Genomic DNA, 14,585 nt, shown 5'->3' with positions numbered 1-14,585 from the left:
TAGTTTTCTAGTATAACTATATACATATATTACAAATTCCTAACATTACATTAATATTTTTCCATTATTGTAAACCTGTAGCCCGAAACTCATGTATCAAAAATTATTTTTACAGGAGGAAAAGATGAAATTTTATTGGAAAAAGCTGTTGCCGTCTGCCCTTGCCCTCATTTTAGTGAGCAGCACATTATCACCCTTTAGAACGTCTGCATTAGGTGAATTTGATCTCGTTTCTGAAGTTGTACAAACCCCCATTAATGAGTACCGCGCAAATATTGCGCCTGGTGTAGAAGAAAAGCAATACAGCTTTGAAAGTAAAGAAGGTAAAAAGATTGAGAGTTTTGTAGTTGAAGTAGATGTACATAATCCGAATGTTGCCATTGAAGCCGGAACACCTAATGATGAAGATGCATTTAGCCTACAGCCTGTAAGAGCACAAGCGAATGCGGCCAATGGAGAGAATCACCAAGTAGTTGCAGCAGTAAACGCTGATTTTTATAACATGGCTACCGGGGAACCACATGGCGTGGTTTATAAAGACGGGCGCGCTATTAAAGGGACAAGCGGGCGATCATGGAACTTTTTTGGGATAAAGAAGGACGGAAACGCTGTTATCGGTAATTCTACAGAATTCGAATCAATGAAAACCGATCTTCAAGAAGCTCTCGGCGGTAACGCGATCCTAGTCAGAAACAGCCAAATCTATCAAACTCCTCAAACCGGTCAGGATAAAGAGCCACGTACAGCAGTTGGTATTAAAGAAGACGGTGATGTTTTCTTTGTTGTCATTGACGGCAGACAAGAACCCTATTCATCAGGTATTTCAATGAAAGACTTAGCTCAATTAATGATTGATCATGGCGCTGTTCACGCTCTCAATCTTGACGGAGGCGGCTCCTCTACTTTTACTACCCGCAAACTTGGTGAAGATGTAATAGAAGTGGACAACCAGCCCTCTGACAGAAATGAAAGAAGTGTAGCCAACTCTTGGCTTGTTGTTACAAAAGAGCCTTCTGATCATGTCTTTCATTCTGCCCACATCGAACCTTATGACAAATCGTTCACTCCTGGCTCAACGATTGATTTTGACGCAAAAGGGATGGACAAGTCTAAAGCTTCTGCACCACTCCCACAATCAGGGTTAGCATGGGAAGTATCTGATCCTTCGTTTGGATCCATTAATGAAGACGGAACTTTTGTCTCAAGTGGAAAAACGGGTCAATTTCATATTCTGTTAAAACATAATGGTATAGAAGTTGGAAAAAGCATCATTGAAATCGAGACACCGAATGAATTATTCTTTGGTTCTTCTGAATTAACTGTAGCTAAAAACAGTAAAAAAGAGATAGATCTCGTAGCAAGATTTCAAAAAAGAAATGTGAAGTGGAACCTTCATGATATTGCATTTGATATTCCAGATGGTATGGGAACCATTGATGAAAAAGGAATTCTTCATACGGGTGATCAAAATGTGAAAGGAACCATCACGGCTCGATTAAAAGGCACACCTCTTGAAGCAAATTTAAACGTATCTGTTGGACAGCTTCCTATCGTACTTCATAACTTTGAGGATGCATTAGGCAGCTGGAAAACGTCCACTGCAGGACGTGGAGAAAAAGGAACCTTATCACTTTCCGAATTCCCAGATCAAGTACGCTTTGACAATCAGTCATTAAAGCTGGATTTTGATTTTTCAAGTGCGCAAACAGGAACAACGCTCGGTGTTTATGCAGGACCTGGATTAAATACTCCTGTTGAAGGTAATCCTTCAAGCTTTGGCATGTGGGTATATGGAACGCCAGAGGCACAAGGATATTGGCTAAGAATGCTGATTGTAGATGGTAACGGAAAAAATCAGACGATCAATCTAACAGGTGAAAAGCCGGGAATCGACTGGACAGGCTGGAAATACATCGAGGCGGAGATTCCATCATCGTTTACAGGTCCGTTCAAGTTATCAGGAACACAAACGATTCGCTTGATGTCTACGAAATCTGGAATCACTGGCCCTATGACAAAAGGATCCATCTATGTTGATAACATTCGTGCCGTTTACGGTGAAAAGGTGGATGACCTCTACCCTCCTGTCATTCAATCTGTTAGCACGGACGACAAGATTTTTACAAAAAATGATGTAACCATCACGGCAAGAGTGAACGAATATGAAGAAGATCCTTATAAAACTGGTATTGATTGGGACAAAATCCGTATACTCGTAGATGGTAAGAATTATGCAGAAGCAGAAGGACACTTTTCTTATGACATGGACGGATCCGTTTCATTAAGTGGTTATCGCTGGGCAGATGGAACACACAATGTAACGTTGATTGTTCCCGATAAATTCGGAAATCAAGCTGTTCATACAAGCTACTTTTCGGTAAATACAGGATCAGCAAAGATTGAACTTGTAAAGTCACAAGAAGAAGCATATTTAGGTGATACCTTTAATCTCGGAGTGAAAATGACACATACGGATGAGATTACTTCTGCTGCTATTCGTATGCAGATGGATAAAGGATTTCCGGTTAAAAATGTTGTGTTTTCTGAACCTTTTCAGGACAGTACTTCAAATTACGATTCAGAAACCGGAATCTTAACTCTTAATCTAATCAACAACGGTGAAACATCTTCAATGGCAGATGTTGCAACGATACAGTTAGATATTCCTGCATCCACAAAGGAAGGCAGCGAAATGAAGTATGAAATGTTAGAAGGAAGTATGATTTTTAGTCAGCCGAAAGCGGAAAACTTTATTTCTACGTTTTCCATGAATCCAGCTCGTGTCCCAGTAAAAGCAGCAATCAGTTTGACACATGAGCCAATTTTATTAGGAAAACCAACAAAGCTTTCGGTAAAAGATAATAAAGATGAGCCCGTTGTAGATGCTGAACTGTTTGCACATATCGATGGTGAGAACGATCCCGTCTCCTTTGGAAAAACAGATCTCAACGGAACTTTGTCGGTGGATTCTTTTACAGGTGAAGTGAAAAAGATTACGCTGTATGCAGTTAAGGATGGCAAGTATTCCTTTAAGATCAACACACAAACATACCCAGCACTTGCGACCGAAACAGAATTTAAGAATATGATATCGACTCCAACAGGTAACCCTTATCAGACGAAGGGGTTTACTTGGATGTCGAGCCCTCTTGCAGGTGATCAATCAGCAGTTGTGCAGTATGCAAAAAAGAAAGACTATGAGCAAAAAGGCATGGCGTCATTAAAGACTCAAAAAGCAAGTGGAAGTAACCAATTGTTTTCAGGAGAATTGGACATCAAGAAAAACGGTATAGTGCGTGTTAATAAAGTAGAGCTGCAGAAATTACAGCAAGACACTACTTATGTATACCGTGTTGGTGATGGAGATCATTGGTCAGAGTTCATGGAATTCACAACATTAAAAAGGATGCAAAGCTTTGAGTTTGCGGTACTAGGGGATACACAATCACCTTCCGACCTTACTCACTTTAATAAAATTCTTGGAGATCTCAACAATAAAGATTTATCATTTATGATTCACGTTGGTGATTTGATCGACGAATCTTCTAAGTTTAAACAATGGGATGATTCGTTAGCAGCGCTGAGTCAGTACAGCAACATTCGCGCAACTGACTTAGTTACGGCCTTAGGGAACCATGAGTACATGGGTGATGCAGACGGATCGCTGGCAAAAGCAATCTTAAACTTACCGAAGAATGGACCGGATGTAGATAAAGGCGGAACCTATTCAGTGGATTACAACAACATGCATATTGCTGTACTTGGATACACATCTGATGCTGATATATTAAATCAACAGCTAGAGTGGTTGAAACAAGATATGAAGAATTCGGATAAACCTTGGAAAATTCTTGTGACTCATAAACCGCCATATTACACCAACCCGTTCGGCGGTAACGAGATTATGAAAGAAAAGATTCCTCCTGTAGCAGACGAACTTGGAATCGATCTTGTTTTCTCGGGCCACGATCATTCTTATGGCAGAACAAAGAAACTGAAAGACGGAAAAGAAGATACGAATGGCACGATATATGTAGTAGCCGGAACGACAGGTAACAAGCATTATGACGCTGTAGCTGATGAGAAGTTTGAGTTTGTAAACATGGATAACATTGCCGTGTCCATGCACGCAAAAGTAGATAAAGACAAAATCACCTTTAGGACTACTTCTTCTGATGGAGAGTTGATCGATGAATTCACGGTAATAAACGAGGATTATGAAGAAGAGTAAATAAGAGAAAAGCTGGTTGAAAGCAGTCATTTGTTGACCTTTCAGCCAGCTTCTTTCTTTGATTGTATGATTTTGCAAATGAGGTTTTTTTGCTCGATTACATTAAAACATACACTAAAAAACATCGCAGGAGCCACTCTGCAATGTTCGGATAACCACTTTGATGGAGCTTTTTTCATTCTATAGATTTATTACTTTTTTAAGTAATGTATCCTTCTGTTCTAGCTTAACCGCTTTTTTCCTCTCCTTTCCCGCCACCTCATAAACAGCCAGTTCAGGGTTTTCTTTTAATAGAGTTGCCGTACTCACTTGACACTCGATCAGAAGAAAAACAAGCTCTTCTTTTATTTCTTGTTTTAAAATTTGTACGTCATCCGTTCCATGAAAGCTTACAGATGAACCTATGACTACATACTCTCCAACTGATGTGAAGTTTGTGTCTTCGCTACTATTAGCAGCATGCTGTTCTACTTTTTTCTTTCTTACTACAGAATGAGGCTGCAGCACATAAGTCAAGTCTTCCACCATGGCGCTTGCTGTTGGAAGTTTTCCTGCTCCTGCTCCTTGAACCGTAACTTTTCCTGCGAGACTCGTATCGATCGTAATGGCATTTTGAACGTCTTCCACACCATATAATGGGTGATCTGCGTCAACCAAAACGGGTTTTACTGATGAAATGAATTGGTCGCGGTCACGGCGGATCCGCGCCAAATGCTTCACCTTATATCCCCAGTCTTTGAATACCGAGATTTGCTCTCTCGTTACTTCTGTTATTCCTTTGCGTTCTACATCCTCCCATTTTGGCGTCTCACCAAACGACAACTCACTTAAAATCATTAACTTATAAAATGCATCATGACCTTCTATATCATTTGTCGGGTCAGCCTCTGCATAACCTAGTTCTTGCGCAGATTTCAACACCTCATGAAAGGGAAGACCTTTTTCCCTCATATTCGTTAAAATGTAGTTGGATGTGCCATTAAGTATAGCTTCAACTGCATGAATTTCGTTCACTTGAAGAAGCTGAGAGATGCTCCGAATGATTGGTGTTCCACCTGCTGTTGTCGCTTCGAATCCAACAAAACGATCACGTGTTTCCGCTTTATCGAGCAATGTTCTTCCATGTCTCGCAAACATGACTTTGTTTGCGGTGATCACATGACAGCCTTTATCAAGTGCACGACTCAAATAAGTAAAACCTGGCTCTTCTCCCACGATTGCTTCAAACACGACCTCTAGTCCATCAATATTGAGGATCTCATCAAAATCAGTAGTTATTAAAACATGTTCATCCACTTCACGTTTTTTTCTTCCATCTTTAACTAATATCCCTTCGATCACAACCTCTTTACCCAGCACAGCTTGAAGTTGTTCTCTATGCGTTTTCAGTGCTTCATATACACCTTGACCAACGGTTCCAAAACCTAGCAGCGCCGCTTTAATAGGTGCCATATTGCAGCCTCCCTTCTTGTCTCAATGCTTCTCTTACATGTGGTCCCCATTTTTCAAATTCAACTAAAAATCCATCATGACCAAAGTCTGTTTCTATAGAATAGTAGGTTCCGAATCTAGTATGTTTTACAAAATTCTCAATCACCTCAGGAGGATATAGAAGGTCTCCTTCATAGCCAAAAGCATGTACTTCAGCTTGAATTTGTGATGCTGCCCGCTCCCAGCCACCAAGCTTATCGCCAATATCGAAAGCGTTCATGGCATATAGAAGAGATACATAGCTATCCACATCAAACCTTTTGGTCAACTTTTCCCCCTGATACGTAAGATAGGAATCTACTTGAAAGAACGGTTTACCTTCGTCATTTTTTTCTTTGATCTCTCTATTAAATCTCTCATTAAATAGCTTAGGCTGACGGTATGTTAATAACCCCGCCATACGTGCGATCTCCAATCCTGCTAATTTCTCATCGCTTTTATAATGGCCACTCTTATACACAGGATCACTTTCTATCGCGTGAAGGGCAAGTCTATTAAAAGCGACGCCATAATCACTTAAAAAAGGAGTTGCCGCAAAGATAAACACTTTTTCTAAGAAATACGGAAACTGCACAGCCCACTCAAGTGCCTGCATACCGCCGAGTGAACCTCCCATGACGGCAAGAAGTCTAGGAATCCCTAAAATGCTAAGTGCCTGTCGCTGCGCGCGAACCATATCTCTTACCGTTACAAAAGGAAATGACTTTCCATAGTGTTCTCCGGTTTCAGGATTCGTCTTTGCTGGACCAGTTGAACCGCTGCATCCTCCGAGCACATTAAATGTGATTACTTGAAACTGGTTTGTGTCAATATATTGATCAGGACCAACTAATCCACGCCACCATCCTGGATCTTGTTCTGATCCGTATGCATACTGATTTCCAGTTAACGCGTGGCAGAGTAAGACAACAGGGCCTTTAGCGTTACCTGTCTTCTCAAAAGCTAATTCGGCGTTCGGAATTACTTTTCCTGACTCTAGAGCAAAGTCACCGATTCTAACCTTCCCTATCTTTCTCGAAGTTTCAAGCAAGTTTTTGTAACTCACGGGCTTTCAGCTCTCTTCGCAATATTTTTCCGCTGATCTTTGTTTTTGGAAGCTCTTCTACGATTTCGATCTCGCGAGGTGCAGCATGTGCAGCTAATTCACCTCTAACAAAGATTCGGATTTCATCCAAAAGCTCTTTACTCTCTCTAAATCCATCTTTTAAAACGATAAAGGCTTTTACGATCTCTCCGCGAATCGGATCAGGCTTGCCGATTACTCCAGCTTCGGCAACTGCTTTGTGTTCGATCAGTTTGCTTTCGACTTCAAATGGTCCGATTCGTTCTCCGGAGGAATTAATCATGTCATCTGAACGTCCTTGGAAAAAGATATAATCATCTTCGTCTTTTATGGCAAGATCTCCAGACACATACCACTCGCCCCAGCTAAAATACGAATCATATTTTTCAGGATTCTGCCAAACTTCTCTCATGATTGCTGGCCATGGTGCCTTGATCGCTAAATGACCTACGGCATACGGAGGCAGTTCATTTCCGTCTTCATCCAATACGGTTGCGGTTATGCCGGGAAATGCTTTTCCCATTGAACCTGGCTTTATCGGCTCTGTTGGAAGGTTTACAATAAGCTGAGCGCCAGTTTCAGTCATCCACCACGTATCATGAATTCTTTTTCCAAGCACGTTCTGACCCCAATAGATGACTTCTGGATTCAATGGTTCGCCTACACTCAAAATGTGTCGGAGCTTTGAAAGGTCATAGCGTTCTGGAAGCTGATTTCCTTTTGCCATCAACATCCGAAATGCAGTTGGTGCACTATACCATACTGTTACACCTGTTTTTTGTAAGGTTTCATACCAAGTTTCTGCTTTAAATCGTCCACCGTGAACAACAATGGTGGCTCCGTTTAATAATGGTGCAAAAACGCCATACACCGTTCCTGTCACCCATCCAGGATGAGCAGTGCACCAATACACATCATCTTCTTGAATATCTAACACCCATCTACCTGTAAGATATTGCTGTACCATCGCTCGATGAGCATGGATGATTCCTTTAGGTTTTCCAGTAGAACCGGATGTGTAGTGGATGTTTAGACCATGTTCAGGATCTACCCACTCAATCTGACTCTCTGTGTTCTCTACACTCTTCAATTCTTTTTGAAGCGAGATTTCTCCGTTTTCTCCTTCACCATCTGTTAAAAAAACCGTATGAAGGCTTGGCAGATCTTCTCTTGGTACTCGCTTATACAACTCTTCATCTGTGATTAAGAACGTTCCTTCACAGTCACTGATCCGGTCTCTTACCGCATCCGACATGAATGCTTCAAATAATGGACCCACAATTGCTCCTAGCTTAATAGCAGCTAACATTGCGATATGACAATGATGGTGTTTTGGCAAGAAGACAAAAACAAAATCTCCGCTCTTTACACCATGCTTTTTTAAAACCGCCGCCCACTGGTCAGTCGTTTTCTTTAACTCGTTATAACGAATTTTAATATCCTGTGAGTCGTCAATATAGTGAAGAGCTGTTTTCTCACCTCTTCCTTCTTCAACATGACGGTCTACACATTCATACGCCATATTCGTCTTACCATCACTTCGCCTATTGAATCTTTCGGTAAAAGTTTCCCAAGAAAAGGATGTATCCCTTTGGTCTTCTGAAATATTATGTGTTCCTCCGACTGGATCAATGGTGACTAGTTTTGTCATTGATGTTCACCTGCTGCTTTCTTTTCAACGTTTAATAAGTTTAAGATATGTGCTTTTAGTTTAGAGAGGTAAGCGTCTCCTCGGGTTCTTGGTTTTTCTTTATCTACCTCAATTTCGCTGTACAATTCACCTGGCTGACCTTTTAAGATGAGAATTCGATCACAGAGATAGAGCGCCTCATCAATATCGTGAGTGACTAAAATCATCGTTGTTTTCTTTTTTTGCCATATGGATAACAGAAGGTCTTGAAGCTGCATTTTTGTAAAAGCATCTAACGCACTGAACGGTTCATCTAACAAGAGGATTTCAGGTTCAGTGATAAGCGCTCGTGCTATTGCTGTTCGCTGTGCCATCCCACCTGATAAGTCTTTCGGGTAATGGTTTTCAAAATCCGTTAATCCTACCAGGTCCAAATACGTTTTATATTTATCACTGTGTCTCTCTTCTTTTTCCAAACCAAATGAAATGTTCTTCTTTACAGACAACCATGGCAGAAGGCGAGGTTCTTGAAACATCATACCGATCTGGTTGTTCGATCCATTCTCTATTGAAATCGTTCCTTCATATTGTTGATCGAGACCTGATAACACGCGGAGCAATGTGCTTTTCCCACAGCCGCTCGTGCCTAGAATCCCAATGACCTCACCTTCCTTCACAGAAAGATTAATGTCTTGAAATCCAGCCGTACGTTGATTAAATGTTCGTTCTAAACGATTCACTTTCAGCATCTGTTTCCCCTCCTTCTATCCTTGGTTAGTTATACTGTCTTGCCATTTTAGTGAGCGATGTTCGACCCATTTTAGTACTGCGTCCGTTATTTTACCTAAAGCTGCAAATAGCAAAATGCTCGCAATGACGGTGTCTGGTGAGTACGTGTTCTGACCTACTACTAGCAGATAGCCTAGTCCTTCACTTGCTCCCATAAGCTCTGCCGCTACTACAAACATCCATCCAAGCCCGAGACCGCTACGCATACCCGTAATAAACGATGGCAATGCAGCAGGCAAAATAATGCGTTTTGTTAGCTGGTAGGGTGTTAACTGATAAATTCTTCCGACCTCGATGAGCTTGCGGTCAACACCTTGAATTCCAGCAACAATATTTAAATAGACAGGAAAGAATACACCAACTGCGATTAGCGAAATCTTAGAAGGTTCGCCGATCCCCATCCAAAGAATAAAGAGCGGTACCCAAGCTAGAGAAGGTATAGAACGAATGGCTTGAAACAACGGATCTAATAGTCTTTCTGCTGTTTTTGCATAACCAACGATCGCGCCAATTACGACCGCTGCTCCCGTTCCAATCGTAAATCCTAAGAATACCCGGGTCAGTGTAATAGAGATATGGCCGAACAGTGATCCATCTTGATACATACTAATAATTTTCTCTAAAATAATGGTTGGTGCAGGCAACAGGTGCGCAGCCAGAAGTCCCATTCTAGCGGCGATTTCCCACGCAACTAATAGAATGATAGGCAGGATCGAACCTACCAAAATCCCTTTACCTAATTGAAATAAACCTTTCGATGAAGAGAGCTTTTGAGGGGAAGCTCTCTGTGCTACTTTCCACTTATGTGTTTCAGAAATCATCGACACTTCCTCCTCTCTCTCATTTATTGGTTGATCACTTTTTCTGCGAACTTCGGATTGATCAATTTTTTCACAAGATCTTCGATGTTAGTATCTTTTTTGACAATCTCTTCTTTTTGGAGAACTTCGCCTGCAGCCGATATAGCTTTTTCATGCTGTGATCCTGGAACAGGTTCCTCGAAGTTGTTTCGTTGGAGTTGTTTTTTTGCGACATCTTCTTTAATCCCCGCTTCTTCAGATAAAAGTTTTGCTGCTTCCTCTGGATTTTCAATCGTCCATTTTCTTGCTTTTTCGTATAGTTCAATCACTTGTTCTACTTGCTTCGGATGGTTCTTAGCAAATTCAGAGCGTACATTCAACGTGCCATACGTATTAAAATCTGGATTGCGGTAAATATACGTTGCACCAGATTCAACTTCTGTTCTAGCCATATGTGGATCTAAACCAGCCCAAGCATCCACTTGCCCTTTTAGTAGAGCGTTCGCCCCATCTGCATGTTGTAGATTTACAATTTGTACATCCTTTGCAGAAAGGCCAGCATCTGCAAGTGCTCGTAGTAAAAAGATGTGCGGATCCGTACCAAACGTTGCAGCTACTTTTTTGCCTTTCAAATCCTTTACATCTTTAATCGTTGAACCATCTGCACCGACAAGCGCTGTCCATTCTGGCTGAGAATAGATATAAACCGACTCAATTGGAGCACCTTTGTCTTTTGCGATTAAAGCTGCCGCACCAGCTGTCGATCCAAAATCAACGCTATCTGAATTTAAAAACTCAAGCGCTTTATTACTTCCTTGACTTTGAACCCATTCTACTTCTATGCCTTCTTTTTTAAACGCCTCTTCTGCCCAGCCAAACTTTTTAAGTGCCAGACTTGTTGGAGAGTAAAAGGCATAATCAAGTCTGATCTTCTCTGGCTTTTCACCTTCTTTAGCACTGCTAGAACAGCCCGCTAACACTAAAGCGCCAGCTATGCTTAAAGCCAGTGCTGCTTTCTGCCAAATCTTCTTCATGTATTTCCCTCCACGTTTATCCCTTTTTGTATGATTATTTTTGTGAGTTACTTTTGAAAGTCGTTGACTTGTGCTCCATCAGCAATTCTATTTTTAAAGTTCACACGCATACGTTGAAATGGTACCTCTTAGTCGTTGTGCTTCTTTATACGTACATCTGTTATGCACCACATCAATTCCAGCTTCTTTCGCTATTCTTGCGGCTTCTGGGGAGATGACACCTTCTTGTAGCCAGAACACTTTTGGCTGTGTGATCGCTGCTTCTTTTGCAAGCTCAATCGCTGCTTCTGGACTTCTAAATACTTGAACGACATCAATCGGAAACGGAATGGATTTTAAATCTGGATATGCTTTTTCATCAAGTACTTCCGTTTCTCTTGGATTAACAGGAACGATTTTATAGCCAAGACGCTGCATTTTTCTAGCTAATCTATGGCTAGGTCTTGCTGGGTTGGAACTGAGTCCAACAATCGCTAGTGTTTTGGGACGCTGAATTTCCTGACCGTTCTCTACTGCTCTATATAGTGAGGATTGCAATGCCCAGCGGATAACACCTTCATCATTAATCGTGATCTCCGTATTATCCGATCCGATCCCTGTTGCCGTTTGTATCGCACGATCAAGATCATTCGTAAGATCTTTTACGGATTCAAGTCCAATCGATAACCGAATAAGTTCTTCTGTTACGCCAGTTGCTACTAATTCGTCTCCGCTCAGCTGCTGATGAGTGGTAGAAGCAGGGTGGATGATCAATGATTTTGCATCCCCAACATTTGCAACGTGTGACCATAATGAAATGTTGTTGATGACCTTACGACCTGCATCACGCCCACCCTTGATTCCAAAGTTTACGATCGAACCAAAACCATTGCTTAAATATTTTTTAGCAAGCTCATGACTTCTGTGCGAAGAAAGACCAGGGTATGAAACCCAATCTACCGCTGGATGTTTTTCCAGATATTCAGCCACTTCTTGTGCGTTTTTCGCATGTTTTTCCACTCGTAAGTGAAGTGTTTCTAAACCTTGTAAAAGAAGAAATGCATTGTGTGGACTCAAGCATGCTCCAAAATCTCTTAACAGCTGTACGCGTAATTTAGTCGCAAAAGCTAACGTTCCAAAGTCATTTGCGTATCTTAATCCGTTATAGCTGTTATCTGGCTCAGTGAATCCTGGATATTTCTCTGAGTTCCAATTAAAGCGTCCTCCGTCTACCACAACACCGCCAATGGCTGTTCCATGTCCGCCGATCCACTTTGTTGCTGAATGGATTACGATGTCCGCTCCAAAGCTTATCGGTTTTGTTACATATGGCGTTGCAAATGTATTATCAATAATTAGAGGTACACCGTTCTCATGCGCAATATCTGCCACTGCCTCAATATCTAATACGTTAAGACTCGGGTTACCGATCGTTTCAGCAAAAAATGCTTTCGTGTTTGGAGTAACCGCTTTTCTGAAATTCTCTGGATCCTCTGCATCTACAAACTTTACGTTAATTCCGTATTTCGGAAGAGTAGTAGAAAATAGGTTGTAAGTTCCTCCGTATAGATTCGTAGCTGCAATAATTTCATCTCCTGCATGTGCGATGTTTAAAACGGCAAGCGCGATTGCTGACATTCCAGAAGAAGTAGCTACAGCTGCAACCCCATCTTCTAGAAGAGCAACCCTTTTCTCGAAAACATCAACCGTTGGATTTCCGATTCGACTGTAGATATTTCCTGGCTCGTCGAGTGCGAAAAGGCTTTGCGCATGATCTGTATCAGAAAAAACATAGGAAGTAGTCTGGTAGACAGGTACTGCTCGTGATCCTGTCGTTGGGTCAGGCGCTTGCCCCCCATGTAATAGCAATGTTTCAATATCGTATCCATCAAAAGATTTTGTCATTATAATCGCTCCTTCTTATTATCCAAATTAAATCTATAGGAAAACTAGGGATAAAGATTAATGCTTTTCCCTTTTGCTATATTCGATTTTAAAAATGAAATAAGTGACTAAGTGATGTTTGTACGTGAAGTATGATAAGGGGAAAAAAGAAAAACCCCCTTCCTAAGAAGAGGGTTTTGGTCCTCCTCTTATCTTTCAGATCAAAAAAGATCTGTAGGAATTGGCACCTTTCCAAACCAAATGTGGTTTGTTGGTTGCCGGGCTTCATCGGGCCTAGTCCCTCCGCCTCTCTGGATAAGAGATATTCAAATTATGTTTAACACATTAACGTGCTGATGTTTGTTTTGTTCTTGAATAGGATTATAGAGTAAGATGTTTTAAAAAGTCAACCGTTTTTTGAAAAATCATAAAAGTAATACAATAGAATGAGTGTTCAACTGTCAGCTTTGAATTAAGATTATGCCCATGCTATGCCGGTTATGCTAATTTTGTTCCACTTTTTTCATCCAACCATTTAAACTCTTCGATCTTTTTTACAAGTACCGTTATTCGATTGGCAATTGCTTCTCTTTCTCCGTAACGAATTTTCTGTTCAGAGGTTAATTCATCAGTCTGAAGCAGATGCCAATGAAGAACAGTTAGATCAGTAAGTTGAATAAACTCTTCTTGTTTCACTCGACGCTTTATAGCTAGATCTCCATTAGAATAACCTTCTAAAAATCCATCAGCTATTCTTTTCAAACGGTCTTCAAATCGATCAAATTCATGTCGCGCATAACGCGGTGCATTAAAGAATGTTGGGAACAAGGTACGGTAATTATTAAGAAAATTCCCCGCGAGCGAATCTCCGCTATATAAGATTGGTACAGGATCGATCAAACAGACAGTACCATCTGAATGCAGCAATATATTCTCTGGAGATGTATCTTGATTAGTAAGTACAACCGTATGATTTTCGATCTCTCTATCTTCCATGCAGGCTTGAAGATCAACTAAAGCTGATGAAGAAATCGACCCCTCATACGTATCTATAAAATTCTTAAAATCATTTATGTAATCAGTGTTTTCTTTCTTCATAGATTCTGAAACATCTGAGTGGTATTTCCCTTCAATATGTTTTCCGTTCCATGAGAGATAACCGAACCCTTTTAAGCCATGATGTGCAGCATTCATCTTGCGAAAGAACTCACCAAGTTCTGCTCCGATATGAAACGCTTCTACAGCCGTTAGTTGATCAAGCTTGATCGCCTTTCCCGCATAAGATTCAACGGTAAATGTTCTGTCTTTTTCTACATGATAGTTGAAAAAAGCAGGGCAGATTCCTGGTTTAACTTGATTAGCTAGCTCATAATATGCTCTAGTCCCTGCATATTCTGAGTGAATGGCTTCTTCATCAAACTCAACGTTCCTTCCATAGGCCTCCGTTTTCGGAAAACGTACGACCACAGCATCCCCAGTGCGCAGCTGAACAAAATAAGCAAGATGCCAAGCTCCTTCACCTAAATATTGAACCTGAGTCGGATCTTTAAGTTCCTCTAACCCGCTTTTTTGCAGTGCATAATCAATCAAGTCAAATGTCTCTTTCATAAGAAGTTCCTCTTTCTAAAATTGAAAATACGTTTCATGAAGCATATATTCGGTAAATGTCGAAAAAAATCCTTTT

General features: G+C 40.9%; 9 protein-coding genes and 1 riboswitch. Of the genes, 1 reads left to right on the top strand and 8 read right to left on the bottom strand.

The features are described 5' to 3' along the window. Window positions 1-124 precede the first annotated feature (124 nt). A complete protein-coding gene (locus I5J82_RS01625) occupies window positions 125-4,231 on the top strand; it encodes a phosphodiester glycosidase family protein (RefSeq protein WP_198766374.1) in 4,107 nt (1,368 codons plus the stop codon). A gap of 180 nt (window positions 4,232-4,411) precedes the next feature. On the opposite strand, the gene I5J82_RS01620 is transcribed toward I5J82_RS01625, so the two are convergent. The 8 genes from I5J82_RS01620 to I5J82_RS01585 form a co-directional block, all read right to left on the bottom strand. After that, complete coding sequence (locus tag I5J82_RS01620; protein WP_198766373.1) at window positions 4,412-5,683, bottom strand: homoserine dehydrogenase; 1,272 nt, start codon at window positions 5,681-5,683, stop codon at window positions 4,412-4,414. Next, window positions 5,670-6,752: a homoserine O-acetyltransferase MetX gene (gene metX / locus I5J82_RS01615; protein ID WP_198766372.1), complete on the bottom strand. Its 1,083-nt coding sequence runs from the start codon at window positions 6,750-6,752 to the stop codon at window positions 5,670-5,672. The genes I5J82_RS01620 and metX overlap by 14 nt, the downstream gene beginning before the upstream one ends. Continuing rightward, the gene (acsA, locus tag I5J82_RS01610) at window positions 6,745-8,436 is read right to left on the bottom strand and encodes an acetate--CoA ligase (RefSeq protein WP_198766371.1); all 1,692 of its coding nucleotides are present in this window, start codon (window positions 8,434-8,436) and stop codon (window positions 6,745-6,747) included. Before acsA ends, metX begins: the two co-directional genes overlap by 8 nt. Beyond that, window positions 8,433-9,164: an ABC transporter ATP-binding protein gene (locus tag I5J82_RS01605; RefSeq protein WP_198766370.1), complete on the bottom strand. Its 732-nt coding sequence runs from the start codon at window positions 9,162-9,164 to the stop codon at window positions 8,433-8,435. The genes acsA and I5J82_RS01605 overlap by 4 nt, the downstream gene beginning before the upstream one ends. 15 nt (window positions 9,165-9,179) lie before the next feature. Beyond that, window positions 9,180-10,025 carry an ABC transporter permease gene (locus I5J82_RS01600; protein WP_198766369.1) on the bottom strand — a complete coding sequence of 282 codons (846 nt, stop codon included), beginning with the start codon at window positions 10,023-10,025 and terminating at the stop codon, window positions 9,180-9,182. Between the two features lie 23 nt (window positions 10,026-10,048). After that, window positions 10,049-11,038: an aliphatic sulfonate ABC transporter substrate-binding protein gene (locus I5J82_RS01595; RefSeq protein WP_198766368.1), complete on the bottom strand. Its 990-nt coding sequence runs from the start codon at window positions 11,036-11,038 to the stop codon at window positions 10,049-10,051. Window positions 11,039-11,131: 93 nt separating this feature from the next. Continuing rightward, entirely contained in the window at window positions 11,132-12,922 is a 1,791-nt protein-coding gene (locus I5J82_RS01590; protein WP_198766367.1) for a PLP-dependent aspartate aminotransferase family protein, read from the bottom strand. Between the two features lie 185 nt (window positions 12,923-13,107). Further along, a riboswitch (SAM riboswitch) is annotated at window positions 13,108-13,223 on the bottom strand. Window positions 13,224-13,399: 176 nt separating this feature from the next. After that, window positions 13,400-14,509, bottom strand: a complete 1,110-nt coding sequence (locus I5J82_RS01585) for a hypothetical protein (RefSeq protein WP_198766366.1) — start codon at window positions 14,507-14,509, stop codon at window positions 13,400-13,402. Between the last annotated feature and the right edge of the window lie 76 nt (window positions 14,510-14,585).

Source organism: Fictibacillus halophilus (assembly GCF_016401385.1).
In the GTDB taxonomy this organism is placed as follows: Bacteria; Bacillota; Bacilli; order Bacillales; family Fictibacillaceae; genus Fictibacillus; species Fictibacillus halophilus.
The sequence above is the reverse complement of the archived record's forward strand: the minus strand, read 5'-3'. Positions and strand labels throughout refer to the sequence as shown.

Coding starts and splice junctions, on each gene's coding strand:
- I5J82_RS01605 (WP_198766370.1), bottom strand. CDS start 9,164: ATGCTGAAAGTGAATCGTTTAGAACGAACATTTAATCAACGTACGGCT.
- I5J82_RS01590 (WP_198766367.1), bottom strand. CDS start 12,922: ATGACAAAATCTTTTGATGGATACGATATTGAAACATTGCTATTACAT.
- acsA (WP_198766371.1), bottom strand. CDS start 8,436: ATGACAAAACTAGTCACCATTGATCCAGTCGGAGGAACACATAATATT.
- I5J82_RS01625 (WP_198766374.1), top strand. CDS start 125: ATGAAATTTTATTGGAAAAAGCTGTTGCCGTCTGCCCTTGCCCTCATT.
- I5J82_RS01620 (WP_198766373.1), bottom strand. CDS start 5,683: ATGGCACCTATTAAAGCGGCGCTGCTAGGTTTTGGAACCGTTGGTCAA.
- I5J82_RS01585 (WP_198766366.1), bottom strand. CDS start 14,509: ATGAAAGAGACATTTGACTTGATTGATTATGCACTGCAAAAAAGCGGG.
- I5J82_RS01600 (WP_198766369.1), bottom strand. CDS start 10,025: ATGATTTCTGAAACACATAAGTGGAAAGTAGCACAGAGAGCTTCCCCT.
- I5J82_RS01595 (WP_198766368.1), bottom strand. CDS start 11,038: ATGAAGAAGATTTGGCAGAAAGCAGCACTGGCTTTAAGCATAGCTGGC.